Source organism: Bacillus stratosphericus, from assembly GCF_020524495.1.
In the GTDB taxonomy this organism is placed as follows: domain Bacteria; phylum Bacillota; class Bacilli; order Bacillales; family Bacillaceae; genus Bacillus; species Bacillus stratosphericus_B.
In genome coordinates this window covers 25,082-51,927 of sequence record NZ_JAIVLB010000017.1, presented here as the reverse complement: position 1 = coordinate 51,927, position 26,846 = coordinate 25,082, and the positions used below count along the sequence as shown (strand labels likewise).

The window sequence follows — 26,846 nt, the reverse complement described above, 5'->3', positions numbered from 1 at the left end:
CCAGTCTAGTGATTGGAGAAAAATCCTGTTGAATCAACAAACAAAATCTGACGAATGAACGGTGAATTTTGTTTTTTTAGATTTTATCTCAATAAGATAAGTATACTTAATTGTGAGACAGAGGAAATTCTTTTTTTGTTTTTACTTCCTAGAATATATATTATGTAAACTAGTGAGTCCAAGTTTAAGTTTTGGTTGTAGGTAAAAGTGGATTTATTGTTTATCCTCTCTTATGCCCGAATTATTATCTGTATAAGAAAAACATTCATGCTCAATAAAAAACACCTTTAAATTGAAAATCGGGTATAGTATACCTGAAAATAATTTATAGGTGTTTTTTGACTTTGAACCAAGAGTTCCTTAGAGCCATGCTGCATTTACCAATTACACATTTTTTTACAGCTTTATTTGTTTATATTGGTTACTTCTTTAAGAAATAAGTTTCTATATCATCTAACAGCATGTTTGCTGCCTTTATACCACCAGCGGTTGTCCATACAATATCGTCAACTTCATATGCATTTTTGGATTTCACAGCTTTGAGGTTTTTCCATAATGGATCGTTTGTCCATTTATTTGTCCATTCTATATTTTCTTTGTTGTCATCTGCTGTATACGTGAAATAGAACAGTACATCTCCGTCCATGTCAGGAATGTTTTCCTTGCTATCGGTCGCAAACATGAATTTATCTTTCTGCTTACTAAAAAGTTTCTCTTGTTTCTCAGAATGTTTAAAGCCTAAATCTTTCAAAATAATACCAGGAAAAGAATCGGTATAATAGATCCTAGATTGGCCAGCTAAGAAGCGAACAATAGAAACCTTTTTTTCCTTTTGATTTCCAAGCTTCTGACTGATAGAATCTACACGCTTATCAAAATCAGCAACGAGTTGTGTCCCTTCTTTTTCCTTATTGACTGTTTTTGCGTATAACAAAAGGTTTTCTTTCCAGTTACCTGATAACTTCTCAGCAAAAACGGTAGGTGCAATTTGGTTTAACTGATCATAAATTTTTTCGTGCCTTACTTTGTTTCCAATAATAAGGTCTGGTTCAAGGGTGGCAATCGCTTCTACATTAGGCTCTGTTTCTAGCCCTACATCCTTAACTCCTTTCATATCGTCAGCTATGTAATCGTACCAAGGATCACCCTTCCATGATTTAACGGCTCCAACAGGATTGACACCTAAGGATAGCAATGCTTCTGTTCCTTCGTTCGTTAAAATGACTACTTTTTTTGGATTATCTGGTACTTGGGCTGTTCCCATAGCATGCTTAATACTTCTTGTTTTTGTAGTTACTTCCTTTTCTTTTGCACTTGATGACGTGGCATTACTCCCGCATGCAACAAGTAATGAAAAGGTGGCCATAAGACTAATGATGATAATGGGCATTCGTTTATTCACGTTCATTCCCCCTATAATTGATAGCTATTATCAACTAGATAATAGAATTAGTTCCTCTTTATGTCAATGGAAAGTGAAAAAGATTTTCACTTTCATTCCTAATTTAGTATAATTTTAACTAGTAACATCTGATTCTAATAGGAGATTATCTAAAATGTTATTAAAACAATCGAAAGTCAAATGGATCATCTTGTTTGCCCTCATTTTTATACTATTACTTGTTAACTGCGCAAGTGTGGTTTATGGCTATACGAATACATCTTGGGCTTTGGTCTATCAAGCCTTTACACAGTTCAATGGAAGTAATGAGCATTTGATTGTACAAAATACGCGTCTTCCTCGTGCACTCATCGCAACAACGGTTGGAGCTGCATTATCAGTTGCTGGATGCCTCATGCAAGCACTTACCAAAAATCCCCTTGCTTCTCCAGGAATTTTTGGTATCAATGCTGGCGCTGGTTTTTTTGTTGTGGGTGGAATGCTTTTTTTAAACGTACAATCTTCTACCGGTATGATGACCCTTGCTTTTATTGGGGCCGCTGTCACTGCAACTATTGTCTATATTGCAGGATCTTTAGGAAATGAAGGTTTAACTCCTATCAAGCTTACGCTGGCTGGAGCAGCAATGACAGCTATGTTTTCTTCATTAACACAAGGCATGCTTGCTATGAATGAATCTGCTTTAGAACAAGTTCTGTTTTGGCTAGCCGGTTCTGTTAAAGGGAGAAGTTTGGATTTATTGTTTGATATTATTCCATATATCCTCATTGCCTTAATGGTAAGTTTTTTCCTGGGTAGAAAGATAAATACGCTTCTAATGGGAGAAGATGTAGCAAAGGGTCTTGGACAAAATACAGCGCTTTTAAAACTATCCATGTCTGTATGCATCATTTTGCTGGCAGGTAGTGCTGTTGCCATCGCAGGGCCCATTTCGTTTATTGGGATGATGATTCCTCATTTTGCTAGATTATTTGGTGGTTATGATCATAGGTGGATTATCCCCTACTCTGCGCTCCTGGGTGCCATACTGCTTGTAACTGCTGACCTTGGTGCACGTTATATCATTATGCCTGAAGAAGTTCCTGTAGGGGTAATGACAGCCATTATTGGACTTCCTATCTTTGTCTACATTGCTAGAAGGAGGCTTGACATATGAAGAAGCATCAAGCGATTCGGCTTGCTCAAGGACGCATCTCTTTCTTAACTGGAAAAAGAGAGAACTTAGTGATTCTTTTGCTCTTTCTATTTGCATCTCTCACAATCTTAATGAGTGCCTGTTTAGGAGATCGATTCATTGACCCTCTTTCAACGACAAAAGCGATATTTGGCTACGGTACTAAGCTTGATGAGATGATTATCATGTCTTTTCGAATGCCACGTATTCTCATTGCTTTTATTGCAGGTGTATGTCTCGCTGCTGCTGGTGCAATTTTACAGGGGTTGATTCGTAATCCTCTTGCTTCACCGGACATTATCGGCATCACAGGAGGAGCTTCGTGTGGCGTCGTACTTTTTTATATGTTATTTGCTGATAAAAGTTCTACACTCTCTGTTAGCCTTTCATGGTTGCCTGTCGCTGCGTTTATTGGGGCATCACTAGTAGGGTTTATTGTTTACATGTTATCTTATCAAAATGGTTTATCTACTTTTCGTTTAATTATTATAGGTATTGGGTTTTCTATGTTTACTCAGGCGATGACCAGTTTGCTCATGATTAAGGGGCCTTTCTATCGTGCCTCACAAGCAAATGTATTTATTACTGGATCTGTTTATGGAACTAACTGGAGTCAATTTCAACTCATTCTTCCAATGGTTGTGATTTTGTTAATCATCTGTTTGTTCATGAGCAAGCATGTTAATATTCAAGCATTGGGTAAGGATGTTGCAGCTGGAGTCGGTAATTCCGTTCAGAAAAGCCGTTTTTTTCTTCTATTACTTAGCATAGTTTTAACTGCCTGTGCCGTTTCGGTGGCAGGTACAGTCGGATTCGTTGGATTAATGGCTCCTCATATGGCCAGAAGACTTGTTGGTTCTTCGTTTGGAGCACTTCTTCCTGTGTCTGCATTACTTGGGGGGGAATTGATTATGATTGCGGATATCATTGGACGTACCCTTTTTTCGCCCATTGAAATTCCTGCTGGCGTCTTTACAGCTGCTGTAGGTGCACCTTATTTTCTTTATCTGCTTTATCGATCTCGCCGGACTTCTATTTCTTCTTAATAACTATATAAATGGGGTTTATGTTATCTACATGCCTAAAAAATTTTATAATTGGGCAACGTCAAGAAAAGTTTCCTGAAAGAATCTGGTCATCAGGTCATCTTACATTTTTTCTGTTAGTGGAGAAGATAATTAGATTGCTTAGCTAGGTCAACAAAAAGTTTAATAGAGATCAAAATGAATAAGCACTCTTTTCAGTATCCAGTTTATTTCTGATGGTTTACAATCACATTGGTTGTTCAACCACCAGTATTAAGTGACGTCTAAAGTAAAGTTCGCTTCTTAATGTTCGAATTGTGGGCTGTTCTTTGTTGCGAAGCTATTGAGTGGTCCGTAGCTTCTTTAAATCATTGCCATAGCACCTTGGTAATTGGATAAGTCTATTTCTCATATTAGATTTTGAAAGAAATCATGTCGCTAGATCTGTTTGATGAATAATAGAACTGCTGTCATTCTGAGTCGACGACGTGAATCCTATGTAATTTTTCATTCAGTCAATGAAAAAATTAATTTTGGTATTTTTGACTTTGATTATACCCCATATTAGATTATGTTATAATCCATTTCACAACTGAAACGTTTAAATACCTTACTTACGGGAACTATAATTAATAATCGTGTGATAATCATCATAATGCGCTGGTTTAATTCTTGGCGAAGGTTCCACATCGGGGACACCGTCCATCACATTAGGAACATTAGCCTGTGCCAATGAATACTTGTAACTTCCGGTAGGTGGTTAATGACTCTAATACTAGTATAGTCCCCTCTTTGAATTATTGATGGTTAAACAATCAAGAATACTTCATAATATTCAGAGGTATTTTAACCAACCAGTGAAAGAGAGGATTTATAAGTAAGTTCTTCCCTCGGAGACGTATCGTTGGAAGTAAGTACCTATTCAAACAACGTATACAAACCATTCATTGTGTTGTTATACAAATTGTTTAGGTGCAATGAAATTGGACAATCATTGCACCCTCGAGCTTGTAATCCTATATCAATAGTTAGAAACAAACCATAGTACGATTGTACCTAGTTCTTACAATGGTGGACTTTCTTTTTAATTAGATTTATTGACTTTGTAATTCATTTCTTTCAAAACGTGCTATATCTTTCATTGCTCCAATCACAATTAATATATCGTTTTTCTGAATTTGTTCATGAGCTAGCGGCGAAATAATCACATCTTTCTCTCGTTTAATAGCGACAATATTGATTTGATATCTTGCTCTAATGTCAAGGTCAAGTAATGACTGATTTTCTAAATGTCCGTTTGCTTCAACTTCAATTAGACCATATTCATCAGATAGCTCCAAGTAATCGATGACACTATTTGTGACGATTTTATGGGCTATACGTTTTCCCATATCTCTTTCTGGATGGACAACTCGATCGGCCCCAATTTTATTTAGTAACTTTTCATGGTAATCATTTTGTGCTTTTACTGTAACCAGTTTAACTCCAAGTTCTTTTAATATAATGGTTGTTAAAATACTAGCCTGAATGTTTTCGCCTATAGCAACAATCACATGATCAAAGTTTCGCATTCCTAAATTTTTCAAAACTGTTTCATCTGTTGAATCGCCAATGACAGCATGCGAAGCGATTTGCGCATATTCGTTTACACGATCTTCATTTAGATCCATAGCTAGCACTTCAAGTCCCTCTTCGCTTAATGCTTTACATATACTCCCGCCGAAGCGTCCTAACCCGATAACAGCAAATTCTTTTTTTGGCATTTTAATGACTCCTTTTGTTGTCTATCAAATCTCGATAAATCTTTTTTATTTAAACAAATAAATCATGGGTAGACAATCATATCTCTATTCGTTATATAATAACATTAAAATTCAAGTGGTTGAAAGTAGGCTAGGAAATGTTTAAATATGATCATTTTTTAAAAAAACCAGTAAAATTAACTCCGCCCCAAATTTTATTATTTGGCTTTTTTACAGTAATTGTAATAGGGGCATTTCTTTTATCTCTACCGATCTCTACTGTTGAACCTATCTCAATCATCGATGCTATCTTTACAGCTGTGTCAGCAACGACTGTAACAGGTTTAGTTGTGGTTGATACCGGATCAACCTTTACTTTATTTGGACAAATTGTCATTATGCTGATGATACAAATTGGTGGGCTTGGTTTTTTAACCTTAGCCGTCATGGTCATCCTGTTATTTGGTAAAAAGGTAGGTTTACGAGAAAGGTTATTGGTTCAAGAGGCTTTTAATCTGACAAATATAGGCGGTATTGTACGTCTTATAAAGGTTTTGTTTATCTTTTCGATAACATTTGAGTTAATTGCTACGTGTATATTATCATTTCGGTGGATACCGGAATATGGTTTTTTTAAGGGGTTATACATCAGTTTATTTCATGCCGTTTCTGCTTTTAATAACGCAGGTTTTTCTCTTTTTTCAAATAGTTTGATGAACTATGTAAATGATCCACTGATTAACATGACCATCACCTTCCTGTTTATCATCGGTGGTCTTGGTTTTACAGTGATTTTTGACATTTGGAATAAACGGAGATTCAAATTATTATCAATCCATTCAAAGCTTATGATCATAGGAACCCTCATAACAAATGGTGTTGCGCTGTTACTTATATTTTTAATGGAATTTGGTAATCCCCATACTTTAGGTCCAATGAACCTTCTTGATAAATTCTGGGCCTCTTATTTTCAAGCTGTGACACCAAGAACTGCGGGTTTTAATTCGCTTGATATAGCACATATGCATGAAAGTTCTTTAACTTTTATGATCCTTCTCATGTTTATTGGTGCTGGGAGTGCGTCAACAGGAAGTGGGATAAAGTTAACAACGATGATTATCGTTTTGATCTCTGTCCTCCATTTTCTAAAAGGAAATAAAGAATCCGTTATATTTAGACGTACAATTAAACATGATGTTGTCATTAAAGCCTTATCTATTAGCTTTATCAGTTTGTGTTTTGTGTTTATCACCATTTTTTTATTGACAATGACTGAAAATGCTCCTTTCATTGATATTGTTTTTGAAACTTTTTCAGCATTTGGTACGGTAGGACTTTCAATGGGATTAACTTCGGATTTATCGTTTTTAGGTAAGGTTATTCTTTCGATTCTTATGTTTATTGGTAGAATAGGTACTCTAACCATCGTTTTTATCTTTATGAAACGAACGAAAAGCCCAATACGTTATCCTGAGGGAGAGTTGTTTGTAGGTTAGATAAGCATTAGAATGGATTTGCTTATATTGTGAATAAGTGAATCCATTCTTTTTATTGATCCATTCAAATAGTAAATGTCATAATGATACCCTTTTGGTACTAAACATCACTGCTATCTTTGACAGCCATTGTTTCATCTAAAGAAAGGTCATCTGTATACACCCTTTGGAGCGAAAATCCGTGATCTGGATTTACCTTATGACAATACGTTTCTTCTAAGTAAGATTCGTGTGGTAAATAATCTTGATCATGCAGTCATGGGACCATGATGACTCTTCGCTTGTCCTCTGGGTCTTTTTCTCTTTTGACGTAGCCTGCTTTTTCAAGCCGAGCGATTGAGCAGCCGCTTGATGGAATAAAACCATTCGTGTAGCAAGCCTCTCATCGTATGAATGATCAGGTCCTCTCTGTCTGCTGACCCATTCTTTATTGACATCTTGTTATTCTCCCTTTAAAATCAATTTATCTTGATCATCAAGATAAATGTTCTCTTACTTAATGATTAAATTGATCATAGCAAAAAAGAGAAGAGAACGTAAGCAGGAGGTAAAAGAAATGAATAACGTGGATCATAAAGGCAAGGCATCCACTCGCTTTGTTGTCATCGGTTTGCTGTTAGGGATTTTTATGGCAGCGATGGACAACACCATTGTTGCAACAGCAATGGGAAGCATCGTAGCAGATTTGGGCAGTTTTGATAAATTTGCTTGGGTGACCGCATCTTACATGGTGGCAGTGATGGCCGGTATGCCGATCTATGGAAAGCTTTCAGATATGTATGGTCGAAAGCGTTTTTTTCTGTTTGGACTTATTTTCTTTTTAATTGGATCTGCGCTGTGCGGTATTGCACAAACGATGGATCAGCTCATTATTTATCGCGCCATTCAAGGGGTTGGAGGCGGCGCACTTCTTCCGATCGCTTTCACGATTATCTTTGACATCTTCCCTCCTGAAAAGCGAGGAAAAATGTCAGGTATGTTTGGTGCAGTGTTTGGCCTATCCAGTGTATTAGGCCCGCTGTTAGGTGCACTTATTACAGATTCGATCGGCTGGCATTGGGTTTTTTATATTAACGTGCCAATCGGTATTGTCAGTGTGTTCTTGATCGCCAGATACTATCAGGAATCGCTTGAGCATCGTAAGCAGAAAATCGATTGGTCAGGTGCCATTACGCTTGTCGTTGCGGTTGTGAGCCTGATGTTCGCACTTGAGCTTGGCGGAAAATCTTACGCTTGGGATTCTGTACAGATCATAACACTATTTGCCGTGTTTCTTGTGTTTGGTACAATCTTTTTTATCGTTGAACGGAAAGCTGAGGAACCAATTATTTCATTTTGGATGTTTAAAAATCGTTTATTTGCGACATCTCAAATTTTGGCGTTTCTATATGGCGGAACGTTTATTATTCTTGCAGTCTTTATCCCTATTTTTGTGCAGGCGGTGTACGGTGAATCTGCGACAAGTGCAGGCTTCATTTTAACACCAATGATGATAGGGTCAGTGATTGGCAGTATGATTGGTGGAACGATGCAGACGAAAATTCCTTTTAGACGTCTTATGACGATCTCTGTGATGTCATTTTTCGCTGGGATGCTCCTGCTTGCCAATATGTCACCAGATACAACAAGACTGTGGCTCACGCTCTTTATGATGGTATCAGGATTTGGGGTCGGCTTTAGCTTCTCCCTTCTGCCATCTGCTTCAATGAATGATCTCGCTCCGCGCTACCGCGGCAGTGCAAACTCAACCAATTCGTTTATGAGATCACTTGGGATGACGTTAGGAGTGACGATTTTCGGGACGATTCAAACCAATGTCCTGACGAGTCGTTTAGAAGATGTCTTTAGCGGAATGAAAGGAGCCCCTTCTCAAATTGGCGATCCGCAAGCCATTTTCCAAGAGGGTACCCGCTCAGAAATTCCGCCTGATATTTTAAATAAAGTTATCGATGCGATGTCACAAAGTATTACGTACGTGTTTATGATTGCTTTATTTCCGATTGCACTTGCGGCGATTACGGTCGTATTTATGGGAAATGCACGAGTACGTACATCAAATGAAATGAAAGAAAGCGAATAATGTGAAAAAAGCAGAGCGATGCGGCTCTGCTTTTTTTCTTATTGATATAAAAGTTGGGCTTTTCCTTCACTGCCAACGATCCGTATTTTAGATGTGACCATGTAGGGGGAATCGTATTAAATGAACCATTATTTAATGTTAAGTGAAACAGAACGTTATTTACTGCATTATATTCTCCAGCAGGAAGTCTAAATGAGTGAAATTTTATTTTTAACATAAGCTAAGAAAAAGAAGTGCTGATTTCAAAGGAGCTGATCATCATGCTTCACCTCTTACTTTTTCTTATCCTTTTATATGTGGTGTATGTATTTTTGACCGCATTTGTCTTGTTTTATTTACCGTTTCAAAAAACATGTAAAGAACATTGCATCTATAAAGCCTCTTCTATCTCAGGAGACGACCAGGGCACAAATCAAGTCATGATGCTTGATGACGGGTTTGAATCGGGTCAAGTGAGAGTTCAAATGATTCGCGAGGCTAAAAAGATAATTCGTTTGAGTTATTATTCCATTCAAAAAGGAAAAACCGCTGAATGGGTACTGGGTGCATTAATTGAGGCAGCTGATCGAGGAGTAAAAGTTCAGCTATTGTTAGATGGCATCTGCCACAGCCTTCGTGGACCTCTGAAGCATTTGCGCTATGCTGTTTCGAATCACCCGAATATGGCGATTCGTTTTTATGAGCCCTTTCGTTTGTTCAAGCCATGGACGTGGCATAATCGCCTTCATGATAAGCTCATTTTGGCTGATGGACGAGTGGCTGTGATGGGCGGAAGAAATATCGGTGATAAATACTTTGCAGATCAGCCGCCGAAAGACTTTGCTTATGACCGCGATGTGCTACTCTACAACGCCAAAAAGGGGAAAGTATTAGAGGAAATGGAGCAATATTTCGTTTATCAATGGAATCATCCCTTTACGAAAAGAACAAAAGATGTGTTCTCCAAACGAAAAGCAAGAAAAGGGAAAAAACTACGGAAACAGTTGCTCATGTCCTATCAAGAAGCCATACGTTCAAAAGAACCTTTTGTTATGTCATCTTTTGATTGGGAAAAAGATGCCACTTCTGTAAAACAGATTGCATTTTTCACAAATCCAGTGGAGCGCTTGAATAAGCGTCCTCTCGTGTTGAAAAAGTTAAACGATCTCGCTCACCGAGCAAAGCGTTCTGTTCTCATTCAGACACCTTATGTGATACCAACACGCCCAATGAAGAATAGGATCACCCCTTTATCTAAAGACATTCAAACGACGGTCGTCACGAATTCCCTGACAGCGACGCCAAATCCTTTAGCATTTGCAGGATATTTAAGCACGAAAAAAGAACTGATGAAAACAGGCGTACATTTATATGAATATGAAGGCCCGTATTCCATTCATGCAAAATCGATGGTCATTGATGATTACTTAAGTATTATCGGAACATATAATTTAGATGCGAGGTCTAGTTTTTTAAATACAGAATCGATTTTAGTCATTGATAGTGCACCGTTTGCATTATCACTTACGCAGGCAATTGAACGGAAAATCGCTTATAGTCATCTTGTCGCTAAGGACCGTACAGCCTATCATGCGAGCGATTACGGGCATAAAAAAAAGCCTTTGATGAAAAGGCTCCTTTTAAATGGATTATCAACGATAACCGTTCTTTGGAGACGATTGATCTGAAAACGGGAGCGTCAGGAAATGCGGATTTACAACGTTAAGGAAATTCCAATATAAAAAAGCCCAATTTCTCAATTTTAACAAATTGGCTTTCACTTAATTAATCATTTTTCTTATATTCTATCTGTACTAACATTAAGCTGCCATAAATAAAATTGCAGGTATAAGTTATTTTCCCTGCAATTTTATTTATGTTATTTCATTTTCTTTAACGCATTCGTTCTAAATAATTAACCATAAGCCATATCCATTCAAGTGGACCAAAATTAAAGAAACGAATCCAAATTGTACTAAAAAAGCTGAATGAAAAGAATGGCTAAACAAAAGTAAAAAGATGAAAAAACATGATCTTACTGTTTAAGTTAAAAAATGCACGGGGCATCAATATGAAAAACGTTTGAAAAATGTAATTTGTTAATGCCATCGTGGTGATAATATTTTGGCTATAATTGTTATTCTTAACAAAACTTCTGTAAGGTTGATTTCTGTTTTCGGTAAATGTTACTTTGTAAAATTCACCTTAACCTTTTCCGGTAATGCCTCCGGCTGTACTTCCTCCCACGTTTCAATATAGCTGCCTTTTGCATATACTTTTAAATATGCATTCTTTTTGAGTTCCCAACCTGCATAGAATGTCACTACAGTTTCTTCCCCATCCTCTGTAAAGCCAGTCAAAGTGTAGTCATACCCTGCCGGACTTCTTGGTGCTCCTGATTCATTTATTTGTACAAATACAACTTTTTTCGGGACAAGTGGGTTTATGCGGTCTGATATCTCATTTGGTAAGGCTATAAATCCCCCAATAATAACTGACAGGGTTAACACAACTCCAATTATCTTTTTGATTCCAACTTTCTTTTTCATTTTTTTCTCAACTTCCTTTCTATTTTCCTAATCATTAATTGATGCTGTTAGTTTTTTAAAATAACTAATCCTCACAATGATAAAAAACAAAGTCTGTAATAATAAGAACCCAATAATTGTGATGATAGTCGGGGTGAAAATATCGAATAACACTTCTCGTTCCACCACTTTCATAGCAAAGGCAGTATGAGCAGCTGCAACAATAAACGGTAGGAAGAAAAGAATCCCTAATTGCCATGTGGCACTTCTCTTCATTTCCTTCTCAGTCAAACCAATTTTGGCTAAAGCTTTATATTTTTCTCGTTCTTCTTCTAAATCTGTAAACAAACGGAAGTATAAAAAGCTGCCGGCAGCAAAGAAAAAGACAATAGCTACAAATAAACCAATAAATAGGCTTAGGCTAGGAATTTGAACTGTCTGGAAGTACACATTTGCCTTAGCTAAGAAGTAAAAATCAACATGAGAATAGTCACCAAAGATCTGGCTTTCTAAAACTCTAATTTTTTCTGTACTATCCTTCCAATTTTTGTATTTAAACCCATGAAAGGTTGAAGTTTTAAGTGTTTTTTTTATTTTCTCAAATGTTTGGTCATTGACTACTAAAGCAGTTGACACGGATAATATCGAGTCTTCAATCCTTTTCACCTTAATTGTATTTGGTGAATCAACTAGCTTTATGAAACGGGGAATATCTGCATTGCTTCGAGAACCGCGATTATCTAGAAAATAGATTCCTACATTGTCCTCTAGTGGTTCTACCTCTACATGCGGGAAACTTTTTAATAAACCCTCTTGAGAAAGTATTAATACAGGAGTCAATCCTTCGGCAGATTTATATCTTGTATCTATCGTTTCGAAAGTTTGAGTTGTGTAATCATAGCCACTTTCACTTAGGCTATCTTCTATTAGCCTAATATGATCTGATTCTGTCGTGTTTTCTGGTAAAGAAAGATATTCAATTTCATATTCCGTATTCTCAACCGTCATATTTGATTTGAATACTGCTAGCACACCTGTTGCCGTAAATGCAACAGCAGAAACGATACTTACAATAAAAAATAATCTCGCGTTATCCTTCACACGATAGGTTAAATCTGAAATAGATAAAAGATGATAGCCCTTTAAATAAAATCGTCTATTCTTTTTCATAAGCTTCAATAACCAAATACTAAGCTGACTGAAAAAGAAATACGTTCCAATTACTATGACGATAAAAATGATTACAGCTGTGCTCATATTTATTTCTGCTTTGAGGACCATTCCGTAACCTATCCCTAAAAGTATAAATGCAAGTAAAGATAATAGGAACGAAGGCTTTGGTTCTTTTTTCGGTATTTTTGAACCTTTTAATAATGCAACCGTTGTTTCTGAGTTAATAAAGAAAAGGATGCATTGAGAAATTATAAAAAACAGTAGGAGAAAGACCCCTGTTGTTATTCCAATGGCTTTCCAAGGAAAATATAATCGCAGCGTCTCCATCTCAAGAATATATCCACCTGCTGCATAGAACATCTTAGCCAAGATTGTTCCACCAGCAATTCCGGTTACAATAGAGGCCAGTCCAATGAACATAATTTCAGCTGTCAACAAAAGTCGCATCTGTTTTGGAGAAGTTCCTGATATTGTCATGATTCCAAATTCCCTTTTTCTTGTATGCAAAAAAGCACTAACGGAATAGAGAACAAATAATATCGAGAAAACAAAAATGACCCATTCTGCAACTGTCATCCCTTTTCGGGCAACATTATTTATAAAACCTTCCTCCAATGCTGGATGAAAGATAAACATCGCAAAAATATAAAAGATCATAACTGCAAAAGAACTACTTAAATAAAATGCTAAATAGGAACGTAAATTCCGTGTCACATTTTTAATTGCGAGTTGATAAAAGTTCATTTGCATTCCCCCCGAGCATTGACAATACATCTAAAATTTGCTGATAAAACACTTGTCGGTTGTCGCCTAAATAAATTTCATTGTATAGTTCCCCATCTTTAATAAATACGACACGGTGGCAGTAGCTGGCTGCTAACGGATCATGTGTCACCATTAACATCGTTGTCTTTTCCTGTTGATTAATGTCAAGCATTGCTTCCAAAACTGATTTGGAAGATTTTGAGTCCAGATTACCTGTTGGTTCATCGGCTAATAGCAAAGCTGGTTTATGAATAATTGCCCTCGCAATGGCAGTGCGCTGCTTCTGTCCTCCAGATACCTCAAAGGTTCGTTTCTTTAATATTGATTCAATCCCCAGTTTTTTGGCGATAATATTTACCTTTTCTTCCATAACTGAAGGTTTTTCTTTTTCTAAGACTAAAGGCAGCATGATGTTTTCCTCTAACGTTAATGTATCGAGTAGATTAAAATCTTGAAATACAAATCCTAATTCACGCCTCCTGAATTTCGCCAGTTTTTCTCTTTTCAATTTATGTGGCTGTTGTCCGTTGATAATAATTTCTCCTGATGTAGGTCGGTCTATCGTTGAAATCAAGTTTAACAGTGTCGTTTTACCAGAGCCGGAAGGACCCATAATCCCAATAAATTCCCCCGATTCAACATTTAAAGATATATTTGTTAATGCCTGAAACGAATTTTTTCCATCATACACTTTGTTTACATGACTGATTTTAAGTATGTGTTCCATGTTGAAACCTCCTTGAATAACTAACTGTGTTTATATTGTAAAGAGAACGAAAGGTTTCTAAGATAGCAACACCTTAAATGAACATTACACTTTTGTAAGGATTGAAAAGACTGCTTGCTCCTTTGTTTTAAAAGCATTGGGAAAATTTAAGATCGTTATTCCTATGCTTCCCATCTCCCGTAATGCTTATACTTGGGGTACCGCCAATGGCTGTAACCTGGAAGATTCGCTTGTTTTAGTGGAAAGTACTTTTTCAGGACCTCGTTAAAACAGCAAGGCCTTTACTTAATGTTTTTTTTACACGCTAAAATAGATACGAAATGAAGTTCCTTTATTTACCTCAGTATGAATTGAATAATTATGAGAAAGCTTATCAAGAACTTCTTTGACAAGATAAAGTCCCATCCCAGTAGATTCATGATACCTTCTTCCGTTTAAACCTGTAAAATAAGGTTCAAATATCCTTTTTATATCCTGTTCTGGAATTCCGATTCCAAAGTCAGTGATCGTTAAAATGACTTCTTTATTTTCTTTCTCTACTTTAATATCAACTTTATTCGACTTCTTTGTGGAATATTTGATGGCATTAGAAAATATTTGCTCAATTACGAATTTAATCCACTTTTTATCAGAAAGAATATTAATATCCTCATCCTCTATCGAAATATTAGGATACACCCCGAACTGGAAAAAGAGGCTTTTATTTTCTTTTACAAGATCCTTGATAAAGGTATAGACCGGAATTTCTTCAATTACATAATCCTTTTCAAAAAGAGATAGTCGTGATGTATAAAAGACGGTCTTCAATCCCATTTCAAGTTTGTATATTTCTTTTCGGATATCTTGAAAAATGGGATCATCATTATTTTGTATCATTAAATGGATAACAGAAATAGGTGTTTTCATCTGATGAACCCATTGATTCATAAAAGTTACCTTTTCTTTTACTGCGGCTTCGCATTCCATTATCTTCTGGTTAGAGATACTCTTTTCCTCTAGAACTTTCAGATGCAGCGCTTTATTAAAATACCCATTTCCGAAGCGAGGGATATATCTCATTTCATCACTACTAGTGGTTAACCATTTAAACAGACGATAGTCATTAATAAAACGGTATGCCAAGTAGCCGAGAATAAAGACCACCTGCATTGAAATGACATATACTATATGCCCCCATCCTCGAAATCCTAGAAACCAAAAATAAAGCCAAGTAAATCCCCCTTGAGCGACTACCATCAAGACTAATGCTAAGTGACTTCTTAGAAATATTTTCATCGGTTCTCGTCCCATGTATTTTTCATTCGATAGCCAGCACCACGAACCGTTTCAACTGCATAAGATATTCCAAGATCTTTAAGTACCTTTCGGATTCTTGATATATACACATTTAAGGTGTTCTCATCAACAAACATATCAGTGTCCCACATTTTCTCCATTAACCGATCTCGACTTGTTACCTTATTTCCACGCTCTAATAGTAGCTCTATCATTGCTGCTTCTTTTTTGGAGAGTTCGCATACTTTTCCTCTAAATTCCATTTCTAGTTTCTCTGGATAGTATTTGAGTCCATCAAAATTAATTACCTTTTCCCCCTGATTTAAAGCATATTCTCCCATTGTCCTTCGAAGTTGACTCATTACTTTTGCCGTGACAATCTCAAATGAAAAGGGCTTTGTTATATAGTCATCTGCCCCATTTTCAATTGCCAAGACTTGATCCATTGTACCTTCACGAGCAGATATAAAAATAATTGGACAATTTGAATACTTTCTGATTTGCCTACACCAGTAAAATCCATCAAATGAGGGTAAATTAATGTCGAGTAAGACAAGATCAGGTTTAGTCTCTAAAAATTCTGTCAAGACTTCATTGAATTTCTCTAAATCAATACAATGATAGCCATACTTAGTTAAATAGTCTGCCAAGAGCCTTCTTAATTCGTCATTATCTTCTACAATCATAATTGTCGCCATATCAATCTTCCTTTCCAAAATAAATCTACAAAAAGTAATTCAGAGATACCTTACATAAGTGTAAGAATCGTTTAAGGTAATTAAATGTTTGTTTTCCTGTTTAATTATAAAATGATATCAGGGCTTATGAAAAAGGAGTGTATTAAGTTGAAAAAAGCATTTGATATCATAATTACGATTATTCTTACGTTTCTAGATCCAAAAGCTACTGCAGATGCATTAAATCAATAGGCATAATATTATGTAGAATACATCAATACATTATGCCTAGACAAGGTAACATAAGGTTTTGGCTCACGCTGCTTTTTACCTATTGCTAAAACTAAGGTTTGCATTCTTTACTATTACTCATCCAATTGGCTAATTAGTCACTTCTGCTAATTTTCTGTATAAAGAAGCTCTAGAGACATTAGTAATTTCACAAATTTGATTTACAGTCATATTTCCTTCTTTATACAACTTTACTGCATAATTCATCCCTGCGTGATTTTTATCATATTTCTTTAACCGGCCTTTAAACTTACCTTTTTTTTTGGCCAGCTCAATGCCTTCACGTTGACGCATACGGATTAGATCTCGCTCTAATTGGTTAACAACAGCCATTAGTGTAATTAAGAATTGGCTGTATGGATTATCTTCTGACAAATCTAGCCATGATTCCTTAATTGATTTTAAACTTGCCTTTTTACTTCGTATTAAATCAATCAATTCAAATAAATCCTGCGTACTTCGAGTAATTCGAGTTAAGTCTGTCACAAAAATAATGTCACCTTCTTGTAAATCCTCTAACATTTTTTGAAGTTGCTCACGATCCTTTGTTGCTCCAGAAACTTTTTCTTCATAAATAATATCCATACCAATTTCGTTCAATTGCTGAAATTGTCTTGAAGGATTTTGACTAGTCGAACTGACACGTATATAACCGATTTTCCGCAAAATATCACCTCGTTTTTGAGACATGTTTTATGAGACACTCTTAACTATGACTTTATCAGTCTACTACACTTGTATCAATAGAGTACACTCTATTGACATATAATTGAATTAATTAACTGAATAATTACAGAAATGAGATGATACTGTATGAAAATTGCGAGAGGTAGAGAATTGCTTACACCAGATCAGAGACTGGCTCTAATGCAAATTCCTGAAGATGAATGGGTATTGGGAACCTACTACACTTTTTCCAAACAGGATTTAGAAATTATTAATAAACGAAGAAGAGAGGAAAACCGTTTAGGGTTTGCTGTTCAATTAGCCGTTCTTCGGTATCCCGGTTGGCCATACACTCATATCAAAGGCATCCCAGATTCATTCATACATTATATATTGAAACAAATTGGTGCTACTTCATCTTCGCTTAGTCTTGATCCCCAAGGAATCACCAGGTCTTCCTTCACCAGAAACATTTCTTAAAGTAATAGAACGACTCGAATACATACGTGGTATGGAATTAGAAACGGTACAAATTAGTCATTTGCATCTCAATCGCCTGTTACAGCTGTCTCGATTAGGTTCAAGATATGAGCCTTATGCATTTCGTGACTTTCAGGAAAATAAACGATATTCGATATTAACCGTCTATTTATTACATCTTACTCAGGAATTAACGGATAAAGCTTTTGAAATTCATGACAGACAAATACTCAGTCTGTTATCAAAAGGCCGTAAGGCTCAAGAAGAAATTCAGAAACAAAACGGTAAAAAGCTTAATGAGAAGGTTATACACTTTACGAACATCGGACAAGCTTTAATCAAAGCTAAAGAGGAAAAATTAGACGTTTTTGGGGTTTTACAATTCATCATTGAATGGAATTCCTTTGTTTCTTCGGTGGAAGAAGCTCAGGAGCTTGTCCGTCCAGCCGACTATGATTATTTAGACTTACTGCAAAATCGATTTTATTCACTTAGAAAATATACGCCAACTCTATTAAGGGTAATGGAATTTCATTCTACAAAGTCAAATGAACTAGTTTTATAAGCTGTAGAGATTATCCGAGGAATGAACGAATCTGGAAAACGAAAAGTACCTGATGACTCACCTGTGGACTTAATCTCAAAGCGTTGGAAAAAACACTTATATGAGGATGACGGTACAATCAATCGTCATTATTATGAAATGGCCGTCTTAACAGAACTAAGAGAGCATGTTCGGGCTGGTGATGTTTCCATTGTGGGCAGTAGACAATATAGAGATTTTGAGGAATATTTGTTTTCAGAGGATACATGGAATCAAACGAAGGGGAATACGAGGCTATCAGTTAATTTAACATTCGAAGATTATATGACAGAGAGAACTAGCAGTCTTAATGAAAGATTAACAATGAAGACTTATTACATCATATGTCACCTTAAGGCTGGGAACATATAAATTTACTAGGAGAATACCATTTTAATTCAGAGAAAGTGGTCTCATTAGAATCTCTAAGACCACTAAAACTTACTTAGCGTTGTTAAAATTAGGGGAATCGTCTTGGAAACGCGCTTAACAAGAATATTCGTCTGCTTGCTCAAATTTGGTGAGCTTAAAAACCAAGATCCCGGCAACGATAACAAGAACACCCAATAGTTTTGTAAAAGAAAAATCTACTTTTGCTAATCCAAGCCAGCCAAGCGAATCAAACATTAGCGCACACCCTAACTGCGAGGTGAGGACAATTGAAATCCCATAAGTGGGGCCAAGACGTTTGATGCTCTGAACAAGGCAGATGACAACCCCTACCCCAATGGCCCCGCTCACCCAGTACCAAGCCTCCATATGTCTTAATTGAAACATACCAGTTCCCTCTAACAAGAGACACATTAGGAGGGAAGCGACAAAGCCCATTCCAAGAACAAGTGTCGTTGTTGACCAAGAGCCTGTATGCTCATTAACCTTACTATTAAAAATGGTTTGTAAGCTGACGAGTGCACCAGCAGAAATGGCTAATATTATTCCTATAATCATATATAAATCCCTTCGTTTCTTCTATTCATAAATGTTGTGCCCTGCTATTTCTAATAGCCCTTTCCGGTCGCAAATCGTAATCGCTCCTCTTCGCCTTTCAATCAGCCCTTTTTCTCTGAATTGCTGAATCACCCGGTTAATATGGCGATAGCTCGTTCCAATTAAGCTAGCTGCATCAGTGAGACGAAGCGGCCGGGTGAGGGTGTCGTCATCACCTGTTAAAACAGACAATAAATAGCTTGCGAGCCTGACCTCCACAGGATATAAAAGGTGAAAACTTAAATCATTTGATTTTGTATAAAATTTGTTTGTGATGCCTTTTAGCAAAAAGGTTAAAACACGCGGGTCATCCTTTGCATGGCGCATCAGCGCTTGATGAGAAATTCTTAGCATATGTACTTCTGAAACAGCTTCGACTGTACCATATCTGTCTGCTTAACGTATTCAATATCTCCAATTGCTTCAAGGGGATTTTTAAAGCAAAGAATAAAGGTTTTTCCTTCCTTTGTGGTGGTAAAAATCTTTAATTTGCCTTTCACTAGCAAATACATGTACTCCCTCTTATCCCCTTTTGAACAAATCAGCTCGCCTTGCTGATAGCGCCACAAGCTCACATGTAGCATCAATGTCTTGTGAAAGACGTTCTGTAATTGATGCGCTTTGATATAAGAGGAGAATAGAGATTCATCATGAAGCTCCTCCACCTGACTCCCTCCTTTATAGCTTTAAAATGATCACGCCTGCAATCATCAAAAGGATTCCTGCATAATGTGGCCATTTCATTTTTTTCTTCTGAACACCAAACCATCCTTTTGCATCTATTGCAAAAGTAGAAGCAAGCTGGGCAATCAGTAAAGCAGCGATGGTGAGTGTCACACCAATCATTTGAATCGCAGTGACTTCATTAAAAATAATGATGGCAGCAAATGCGCCTCCTATTAAATAGAGTGGCTGCACCTTTTGATATTCACGAAAGTGCCCATCCCTTACAATCAGTAAAATCACAAGAGAGATGATAAAACCGGTCAGCTGCGTGATGGTTGCCGCCTGCCATGTACCGATATCTTGACTAATTCTTGCGTTGGATACACCTTGAAGCGTAATACAAGCGCCTCCTAATAAAGCGAAAATAACACCTTTCATTCTTTCAAATGCTCCTTCTTATTCTGTCTAGTTCCATTAAATGATAGATGTCCTGATGTTGAAAAGGACATATGTCCCACTTTGCGTATTATTATATCAGAAACTTTTTCATTTGCAGTTTCTTCGTTTTAGATTTTCCACAGTGGGTAATGTTTTATATGAGCTGTAAACAAAATATTGAATTGAATCACAGGTCAAAGGAGACATGTCACAATGAGAAATAGAAGGCCATTAATCCCGCAACAGAGGAAGTCATTGGAACGATCAGCTTAGGAACAAATGAAGATTTAGATAAAGCAGTCAAAGCAGCTAATGCTGCCTCCCCTTCTTTCTCAAAAACGTCTCGAAATGAACGAGTGGAGATGCTGTAAAACATTGTCTGCGGTTACGAAAAGAGTAAGGATGAGCTAGTAGAAGTGATGACACAAGAACTTGGTGCACCGCTAAAAGTATCAGAAGAGGTTCATTACAACATTGGGCATGAACACTTCTCTAAAGCAGCAGAAACACTTAAATCCTATACATTTACCAAGGATTGCGGCGGACATACCATTATAAAGGAAGCAAGGAAGGTAAAAAAAGGGAAATGGATGACCGTTTTCCTTTTTTGGGGTAGTACCAGCGAAGATGTTACCAACCGCAATAAGAAATAATATGTAAATTCAAATATTTTACATGCATATTAATACTAACTGGGTACCGCCAATATATCGAATTTTGTACGCCAAGCGAAATTCAACATAAAAATGCCAAATACCTGTACATTAAGGAATTTGGCTTATGTTATAGATGAATTTTTTATTTAAGAGTCTTAGTTGTATTATCTGTTAAAATGAACGGTTACTCAATATTAAGCTGGTGCTTTGGATGTTAAAAGATTGTATTTTTTGTACTACTTCTTGCATAATAAAAATAAAAACACTCAAATTATTTAACTTTATATAAATCAGCTTTCATCCAACGGGGATTACTAAGTTTTTTGCCCTCTAACACACCAAAAGCATCAGTCCAATTTCCAATAGTGGCTAAAATAAAACTAGCAGCATGAAGGCTTGCGTCATTGTTTATTTCAAATAGGCTATTTTTTATACTATTAATTTCTTTTTGGGACAGTTTTACTTTCAGTATAGGGCCTACCAAATTAAGTAATATATTAAATTTTTTCAGTTCCTCAGGTGCAAAGGTATTTAAATCCAAAAGTATGCCTTTGTTTATTTTCTCTAATTGTAAATACGTCCATGGAACAGCTAATTCAGAAATATTAGGTCCTTCTGGGAGGTCAATTTTAATCATTCGCGATTTAAGGAATGTATCTAGCCACTTTACCGGCTTCTTTTCAGTTTCAATACTCTTAGGAGGTGGGCCCACCCATATTAAATAACTAGACCAAAGTGGAACAATATAAATAGGTTCATCTGTTACTGTTTTAATTCTCTGTATCATGGTTGATAAAATAGAAGATGATGTGGGTAAGGGAACTTCAGCTGCTAGAAGTGTTCCTAAGATGTCTAAACAATGTATTACCATTCTTCCATTATCCTTCTTTAGTGAAAGATAAGTTTTAATCGCTTCAACACCATAGGCTGCATCTACATATCCGTTTTCATCGTAAACATCAATGATAATCGTATCAAAGTTGTTATGAATTTGAGAAAGACCTTCTGTGAAATCACAATATTTCACTTTATAACTTGTAAGCGAATCATTTAATTCTTTATAATTAGGATCGACCTCAATTCCAATCCCTTTTGATGGAATCCCCCATTTTTCTAATAATTGAGCAAACGTTCCAGCTCCAAATCCAACAGAAAGAACTTCACTATTTTTCAATGAAGCAGCAGACCAGGCCAAATAATCCCAATATTTATAAGTCAATGAGCTATTAACTATTGCAGAATGTTTAAGTTCAGTAGGCTCTCCAGTTTTCTTGTCAAAAACAACAATATTATCATCTATAAGTTTCCATGTACTGGTAGACATCGCCCGTCTCCTCTTCTAATGTAATTTTGGGGTTAACTTCATCGCAGATCCAATTTATCTTGTTTTTTCTGGCTTCCTGATACACCAATATTTGTGGTAAAGCTTCTACAAATAAATGGTGTCTATACCACAGTCTCCATTTTGAAGGATCCTTAAGTAAAGTTTGTCGGAAAAAACTCATAAGGGCAGATGCTGCCATTGCTATATCATTTGAAATAATAGGCTTAGAAACTAAGAGTTCATTTTCACTCGGTGTAATAGCTCCTATTACAGGTGTTTTAGACTTTTGAAGAAGACGAAAAAATCCACTTCTAAACTCAACTTCAGAACTTATAAATGGTAATCGAATTGGATTTTTATCTTTACCATATCCAGTCATTCCGTCTAAATATAGAACAACAATGCCGCCATTTTTAAGGTGTCTAGCTATTTTTAGACCACTAGAGGGATTTTCAGCAATTACCATATGTGCATTCAACTTTGAGTAAATTTGAACCCACTCTTCTAATTGAGACTCACTATTATAAGATTCTTGGTCAACCACAACTAATACTGGTTTTTCTGGGTGAACTTTGATTGCTGCTTCTAAAATTGTAGCAACTGCATGTCTGTACGCACCGTAGTGTAAAAAAACTAATGCTAAACCCTGAGTTTTATATAAATGTTGAATTTCATCCAATTGCAGGCCTGTAACCGTGTTAAAACCAATGTGCGAGCTGGGATTCTTTCGATGTTCCTCAAAACTATTTATGTAATCGCAGTACCTGTTCCAAATATCAACTGGTTCGTATATACCAAAGTACTTTAGTTCTTTAATGATATTAGATAGAGACATAAAAAAATCAAGGTTTAACACTCTTTCTTTTGTAGCCAACTTCATTGCTCCCTTCCTTTTGAATTTTCAAATGACTTAATAACAAGATTAGTAACTCAAGCGGTATATCATAGTTACCTTTTACTACATTCCCTTCGGCATTTCCCTCAACAATGTCTGCTCCTATAATAAATCCGTTACCAAAAATGGTTTGAATAATAGCAAAAATCTCAGATTTAGAGAATCCACCAGGGACACCAAAGTCCACAAAGGGAAAGTAGTATGGGTCTAAACAATCTAAGTCAATAGATAAATAATGAGCAAGTCCTTTAAATCTTTTAATTAATTGCTCAAATGTTTTCATGTTAAATGAATCTCTTGAAATTTGGATTACTTTTGGATGACTGACTATCTGTTCGAAGGTTCTAAATCCCCTACTACCAATTTGGACAATAGCTTCAACAAATGACAATTCTGCAATATAAGAAAATACATTTCCATGATCAAGTTTATCTGGAGATCCATATAAATCATTATGTGCATCTAATACCCATATAACTAAAGGCTTATTAACATCTTTTAGAGAAGATACTACGTCAAAGGTATATGAATGATCCCCACCAATACTTACAAAAGGGTATGAGTTATCCATACAAAAACTTACAATTTCTTGGATTGATTCATGCACGGAGTACCTGTTAATTTCAGAAACGTCCCCTAAATCCATAAGTTTTCCACATTCAACTTCTTTTCCCGAATCAAGGTGGAAAAGTTTTAACGGTATAGGCTCCGGGTATTGATTATGGTGCTGTAATTTATGGGACGTCTGCCTTAGAATATTTGGAAACTGATTCACTGTAGAATTGGGAAATCGACTTCCCTTATTGAAGGGAATACCGAAAATGACAGTATCAGGTTTATTATCAGGTAATATATAATTAAAAAAAGGTTTATGTTCAAGTTTTGATACTGAAGGAAGTATGTCTTCATATTCATGTTCTACCTTGTAATAAGAATTACTCTTTCTATCTCTTAAGAACAAATATTCATTGTCTTTTTGGACAATCTCATACTTATTAGCCATTTGTTTTTTCCTCCGAATTTAAATACGAAATTCTACGAATAGACATCATTAACATTAAAATATAAAGGAAAGTTAAAACTAATTGGATGTGAAAATTTTCGGAAATATGTGTCCATAAGACAATCAATCCCTGTGTTGAAAGTGCAAATAATACTCCTACAAAGATCCAGAGCATGTATTTAATCACGATTGAAGGATAAGCCTTAAAAATGTATGCTCCATCTGTAATTGATAAAGGAGCAAGGTTAATAGCAATAATACAAAGGTAAAAGAATCCTAGTGAAACCCAGCTAGGGTCATTGGCAAAATAAATAATAATAAAAGAAAATAAAAGTTGCATTATGATCCCATTTGCAGTAAAAAACAAATGCTTAAAATAGGTAATCTTTTCAGGAAGTATAAATTTTCCACGTATAAATGACCAGGAAATTTCGAACTTCTCAACTTTACCGCCAATAAAATAAATTGCAATAACATGACCTAATTCATGTATGATAACCATTGAAATGATATATAATAAGAGAAAACAAAGTATTTGGAACAAACAATCACCCACCTAAGATAAAAAGAAGGAGGATTGGGCCCTCCTTCTTTTTAGGAAAAGTTATTTTTATGATATGAAATGAATACTAGCAGCGGACGACACAACGAACAACATTACGATCCGCTTCTAGTTTTTTCAATTCTTCAGCAGTTAGAGGCTTTGGTTGCTTTGCCATTTATCTCACCCCATTTCAATTCTCCGTTTTATCTAAAAACTCGCACATATGTTTAATAATTTCTCTGATTCGTTTCATTTCTTCTCCATCTGGCGTTGTTCCATGGCTAATAAAATATGCAACTAACCCATCTACCTGGGACCACCATAACCTTGAAAATGCAGCTGCCATTGATGGTTCTATTTTAATATTTCCTTCATTAATTAACTTTTCTATCGATTGAAGGCTAGCTTTTGCTTTATCTTTCATTAATTCTTGTAGTTCCGGATTTCTTGACGACTCAAGCCAAAATTCGTATTGTATTCTTGCGAATAATAGATTTTCGGAAGTCCATTGATTTACAATACTATCCCAAAGAATAAGGAGTCCCTCTGAGAGTTTTTTATCCTTCAGATCTTTATCAGTATTTAACTCTTTATTATCCTTTTTGGAGATTTCTTGCCAATATTCCACCAAGTCCAAAAAGATTTCTTCTTTACTTTTAAAATACGTGTAAATTAAACCTTTACTAATATTTGCTTTTTTGACAATATCATCAATCGTAGCTGAGCAGTATCCCGTTTCTGAAAAAACTTCAAGTGCAGCTTGCAATATAAGCCGTTTCCGTTCTTTCCTCTTTGATACTGAAATCTTAGGCAATTTATATCTCTCCAATAATACTGTTTTTTAAAACTGACTGTTTAGTTTTTATTATATTTCTAATTCTAACCTCTCTCTCTAATTCCGTCAAATACTTTTTCACTATTTTTGTTAATTTTCAGATAATTAATAGAAGCTAGAAGTACTATCGAAAAAACAAAAATAATTAATCCAGCAATTAGAAATGTAATCTGTAAACTTGTTAAGCTTATTAAGAGGCCAGTAAAGAAGTAGGAAAGAGGTTGTAATCCTGTCGACCCCATAAACTGTAAGCTCATGACTCTACCTAACAAATATTTAGGGCTTGAGGTCTGTAGTGCTGTAATAAAAAGAACATTAATAACTCCTATAAGAATTCCTGTTAAGCATAGCAGAACAAAAGTGATCCGAATATCGGTAATAAAAGTAAATCCAGCCCAGATAACCCCAAATTGAATAGCTAATAAAAACAGAGTTACTAAATTATTTTTCCTATTTGATAAAATTCCGCCTATTACAACCCCCATTAATGAACCTAATCCAAATGTTGATAATAAATATCCTAATCCCTTGGTATCCATTTTTAAATGACTTTCTGCAAGGACTGGTAGACCAACTTGCTGGGGACCTATCACACTTATATTTAACATAGCGGTAAATAGGATAAGCATTACAACTGTTGGGTCCTTTATTACATCTCCAAATCCTTTACTTCTCGCTGATTTATCTTCCATTTTATTATTTTCGTCAGTTTGAGGTTTAATATACAAGATCAATATTAATGAAAGGATGATTAGTAATAGCATTAACAAAAAGAAGATTCCCAATTCTACGGTTTCGAGTAACAAACCTGCTATGGCAGGACCAATAAAAAAGGATAATTGATTCTGAAACTGAACCAAAGCATTTGCACTCTGCAAGACTGTTTCATCCACCAATTTAGGAACAATAGAATAAGTTGCAGGAAGAATTAATGCACTCGAGATACCGAATAGCGCTGCGAAAACCAATATTACTGTAACAGAAAGAAGATTAAACGTTACTAGAAGACTTAGTACACCTAGTAAACAAATTAACGATGTATATCCAAATATAAGTACCTTTTTTTCACTAAATTTGTCTGTTAATATTCCTCCTAAGGGTAATATGATTAAACGCGGGACAGCCATGACCATTAATACAGTGCCTAAGAGAATGGTCGATTTAGTTATATCTAATATCATTGAAACTTGTGCTAAGAAATAAAATTGACTTATTAAAAACAGAAAAAAGCTGGATAGCAGAAATAAACAGAAGGGTCTATTCTTAAAAATCTGTTGGAAATAAACCGTAATATTCATAATAACCTCCCTTAAAATGACTAGTCAGTTTCCTTTTTATATTATACGCTTGATACTGAATGTCAACTAATTTGTAATCAAATGGTATATGAAATCACTAGTGTTGCATAAATGATGTCATAATTTTCAGTTTAATC

Annotated in this window: 21 protein-coding genes and 7 pseudogenes; 7 read left to right on the top strand and 21 right to left on the bottom strand. The window is 35.8% G+C overall.

Annotation, left to right across the window (positions count from 1 at the left end; all coding sequences use genetic code 11):
• Window positions 1-421 precede the first annotated feature (421 nt).
• On the bottom strand, window positions 422-1,402 hold the full coding sequence (locus LC033_RS08710) for an ABC transporter substrate-binding protein (protein WP_226567873.1): 981 nt from the start codon (window positions 1,400-1,402) through the stop codon (window positions 422-424).
• A 154-nt stretch (window positions 1,403-1,556) separates the two neighbouring features.
• On the opposite strand from LC033_RS08710, the gene LC033_RS08705 reads away from it, so the two are divergent.
• Complete coding sequence (locus tag LC033_RS08705; protein WP_226567872.1) at window positions 1,557-2,558, top strand: FecCD family ABC transporter permease; 1,002 nt, start codon at window positions 1,557-1,559, stop codon at window positions 2,556-2,558.
• Window positions 2,555-3,622, top strand: a complete 1,068-nt coding sequence (locus tag LC033_RS08700) for a FecCD family ABC transporter permease (protein ID WP_226567871.1) — start codon at window positions 2,555-2,557, stop codon at window positions 3,620-3,622. The genes LC033_RS08705 and LC033_RS08700 overlap by 4 nt, the downstream gene beginning before the upstream one ends.
• A 684-nt stretch (window positions 3,623-4,306) precedes the next feature.
• Here LC033_RS08700 and LC033_RS16825 read toward each other — a convergent pair.
• Both LC033_RS16825 and LC033_RS08690 read right to left on the bottom strand, forming a co-directional pair.
• Complete coding sequence (locus LC033_RS16825; RefSeq protein ID WP_312887864.1) at window positions 4,307-4,366, bottom strand: hypothetical protein; 60 nt, start codon at window positions 4,364-4,366, stop codon at window positions 4,307-4,309.
• Window positions 4,367-4,695: 329 nt separating this feature from the next.
• The gene (locus tag LC033_RS08690; protein ID WP_226567870.1) at window positions 4,696-5,364 is read right to left on the bottom strand and encodes a potassium channel family protein; all 669 of its coding nucleotides are present in this window, start codon (window positions 5,362-5,364) and stop codon (window positions 4,696-4,698) included.
• Window positions 5,365-5,501: 137 nt separating this feature from the next.
• Here LC033_RS08690 and LC033_RS08685 point away from each other — a divergent pair, with 137 nt between their 5' ends.
• Window positions 5,502-6,839, top strand: a complete 1,338-nt coding sequence (locus tag LC033_RS08685) for a TrkH family potassium uptake protein (protein WP_226567869.1) — start codon at window positions 5,502-5,504, stop codon at window positions 6,837-6,839.
• A gap of 62 nt (window positions 6,840-6,901) precedes the next feature.
• Here LC033_RS08685 and LC033_RS08680 read toward each other — a convergent pair.
• Both LC033_RS08680 and LC033_RS08675 read right to left on the bottom strand, forming a co-directional pair.
• Window positions 6,902-7,092, bottom strand: a pseudogene (locus LC033_RS08680) (5-deoxy-glucuronate isomerase); the annotation flags it as partial.
• Between the two features lie 6 nt (window positions 7,093-7,098).
• Window positions 7,099-7,276 (bottom strand): annotated as a pseudogene (locus LC033_RS08675) (MarR family transcriptional regulator); the annotation flags it as partial.
• Window positions 7,277-7,395: 119 nt separating this feature from the next.
• Between LC033_RS08675 and LC033_RS08670 the strand changes: the two are divergent.
• Together LC033_RS08670 and LC033_RS08665 are read left to right on the top strand one after the other, a co-directional pair.
• Window positions 7,396-8,917 (top strand): annotated as a pseudogene (locus tag LC033_RS08670) (MDR family MFS transporter); the annotation flags it as partial.
• Between the two features lie 262 nt (window positions 8,918-9,179).
• Window positions 9,180-10,586: a phospholipase D-like domain-containing protein gene (locus LC033_RS08665; protein WP_226567867.1), complete on the top strand. Its 1,407-nt coding sequence runs from the start codon at window positions 9,180-9,182 to the stop codon at window positions 10,584-10,586.
• Between the two features lie 205 nt (window positions 10,587-10,791).
• Here the strand turns inward: LC033_RS08665 and LC033_RS17260 are convergent.
• From LC033_RS17260 to LC033_RS08630, 7 genes and pseudogenes are all read right to left on the bottom strand, one after another.
• A pseudogene (locus LC033_RS17260) lies at window positions 10,792-10,875 on the bottom strand (DUF418 domain-containing protein); the annotation flags it as partial.
• A gap of 209 nt (window positions 10,876-11,084) precedes the next feature.
• A complete protein-coding gene (locus LC033_RS08655) occupies window positions 11,085-11,447 on the bottom strand; it encodes a YxeA family protein (RefSeq protein WP_226567866.1) in 363 nt (120 codons plus the stop codon).
• Between the two features lie 27 nt (window positions 11,448-11,474).
• Window positions 11,475-13,343, bottom strand: coding sequence for an FtsX-like permease family protein (locus tag LC033_RS08650; protein WP_226567865.1), 1,869 nt, complete (start codon window positions 13,341-13,343; stop codon window positions 11,475-11,477).
• Window positions 13,318-14,091: an ABC transporter ATP-binding protein gene (locus tag LC033_RS08645; RefSeq protein WP_226567864.1), complete on the bottom strand. Its 774-nt coding sequence runs from the start codon at window positions 14,089-14,091 to the stop codon at window positions 13,318-13,320. The genes LC033_RS08650 and LC033_RS08645 overlap by 26 nt, the downstream gene beginning before the upstream one ends.
• A gap of 297 nt (window positions 14,092-14,388) precedes the next feature.
• Complete coding sequence (locus LC033_RS08640) at window positions 14,389-15,366, bottom strand: sensor histidine kinase (RefSeq protein ID WP_226567863.1); 978 nt, start codon at window positions 15,364-15,366, stop codon at window positions 14,389-14,391.
• On the bottom strand, window positions 15,363-16,064 hold the full coding sequence (locus LC033_RS08635) for a response regulator transcription factor (protein WP_226567862.1): 702 nt from the start codon (window positions 16,062-16,064) through the stop codon (window positions 15,363-15,365). Before LC033_RS08635 ends, LC033_RS08640 begins: the two co-directional genes overlap by 4 nt.
• Before the next feature lie 360 nt (window positions 16,065-16,424).
• Complete coding sequence (locus tag LC033_RS08630) at window positions 16,425-17,000, bottom strand: recombinase family protein (RefSeq protein WP_226567890.1); 576 nt, start codon at window positions 16,998-17,000, stop codon at window positions 16,425-16,427.
• A 201-nt stretch (window positions 17,001-17,201) separates the two neighbouring features.
• Between LC033_RS08630 and LC033_RS08625 the strand changes: the two are divergent.
• Window positions 17,202-18,345, top strand: a pseudogene (locus tag LC033_RS08625) (DUF4158 domain-containing protein); the annotation flags it as partial.
• A 204-nt stretch (window positions 18,346-18,549) separates the two neighbouring features.
• Here the strand turns inward: LC033_RS08625 and LC033_RS08620 are convergent.
• The 3 genes and pseudogenes from LC033_RS08620 to LC033_RS08610 form a co-directional block, all read right to left on the bottom strand.
• The gene (locus LC033_RS08620) at window positions 18,550-19,011 is read right to left on the bottom strand and encodes a DMT family transporter (RefSeq protein WP_226567861.1); all 462 of its coding nucleotides are present in this window, start codon (window positions 19,009-19,011) and stop codon (window positions 18,550-18,552) included.
• Between the two features lie 21 nt (window positions 19,012-19,032).
• Window positions 19,033-19,715, bottom strand: a pseudogene (locus LC033_RS08615) (Crp/Fnr family transcriptional regulator).
• 13 nt (window positions 19,716-19,728) lie between these two features.
• The gene (locus tag LC033_RS08610) at window positions 19,729-20,154 is read right to left on the bottom strand and encodes a DMT family transporter (protein WP_226567860.1); all 426 of its coding nucleotides are present in this window, start codon (window positions 20,152-20,154) and stop codon (window positions 19,729-19,731) included.
• 224 nt (window positions 20,155-20,378) lie between these two features.
• Here LC033_RS08610 and LC033_RS17025 point away from each other — a divergent pair.
• A pseudogene (locus tag LC033_RS17025) lies at window positions 20,379-20,720 on the top strand (aldehyde dehydrogenase family protein); the annotation flags it as partial.
• A 361-nt stretch (window positions 20,721-21,081) separates the two neighbouring features.
• Here LC033_RS17025 and LC033_RS08595 read toward each other — a convergent pair.
• From LC033_RS08595 to LC033_RS08570, 6 genes are all read right to left on the bottom strand, one after another.
• Window positions 21,082-22,134 carry a class I SAM-dependent methyltransferase gene (locus tag LC033_RS08595; protein ID WP_226567858.1) on the bottom strand — a complete coding sequence of 351 codons (1,053 nt, stop codon included), beginning with the start codon at window positions 22,132-22,134 and terminating at the stop codon, window positions 21,082-21,084.
• Window positions 22,103-23,008, bottom strand: a complete 906-nt coding sequence (locus tag LC033_RS08590) for a lysophospholipid acyltransferase family protein (RefSeq protein ID WP_226567857.1) — start codon at window positions 23,006-23,008, stop codon at window positions 22,103-22,105. The genes LC033_RS08595 and LC033_RS08590 overlap by 32 nt, the downstream gene beginning before the upstream one ends.
• Window positions 22,977-24,032, bottom strand: a complete 1,056-nt coding sequence (locus LC033_RS08585; protein WP_226567856.1) for an arginase family protein — start codon at window positions 24,030-24,032, stop codon at window positions 22,977-22,979. The genes LC033_RS08590 and LC033_RS08585 overlap by 32 nt, the downstream gene beginning before the upstream one ends.
• Window positions 24,025-24,576 (bottom strand): hypothetical protein, encoded by a 552-nt coding sequence (locus tag LC033_RS08580; RefSeq protein ID WP_226567855.1) that lies wholly within the window; start codon window positions 24,574-24,576, stop codon window positions 24,025-24,027. Before LC033_RS08580 ends, LC033_RS08585 begins: the two co-directional genes overlap by 8 nt.
• A 190-nt stretch (window positions 24,577-24,766) precedes the next feature.
• On the bottom strand, window positions 24,767-25,390 hold the full coding sequence (locus LC033_RS08575; RefSeq protein ID WP_226567854.1) for a TetR/AcrR family transcriptional regulator: 624 nt from the start codon (window positions 25,388-25,390) through the stop codon (window positions 24,767-24,769).
• Window positions 25,391-25,455: 65 nt separating this feature from the next.
• Window positions 25,456-26,709: an MFS transporter gene (locus LC033_RS08570; protein ID WP_226567853.1), complete on the bottom strand. Its 1,254-nt coding sequence runs from the start codon at window positions 26,707-26,709 to the stop codon at window positions 25,456-25,458.
• Window positions 26,710-26,846 lie beyond the last annotated feature (137 nt).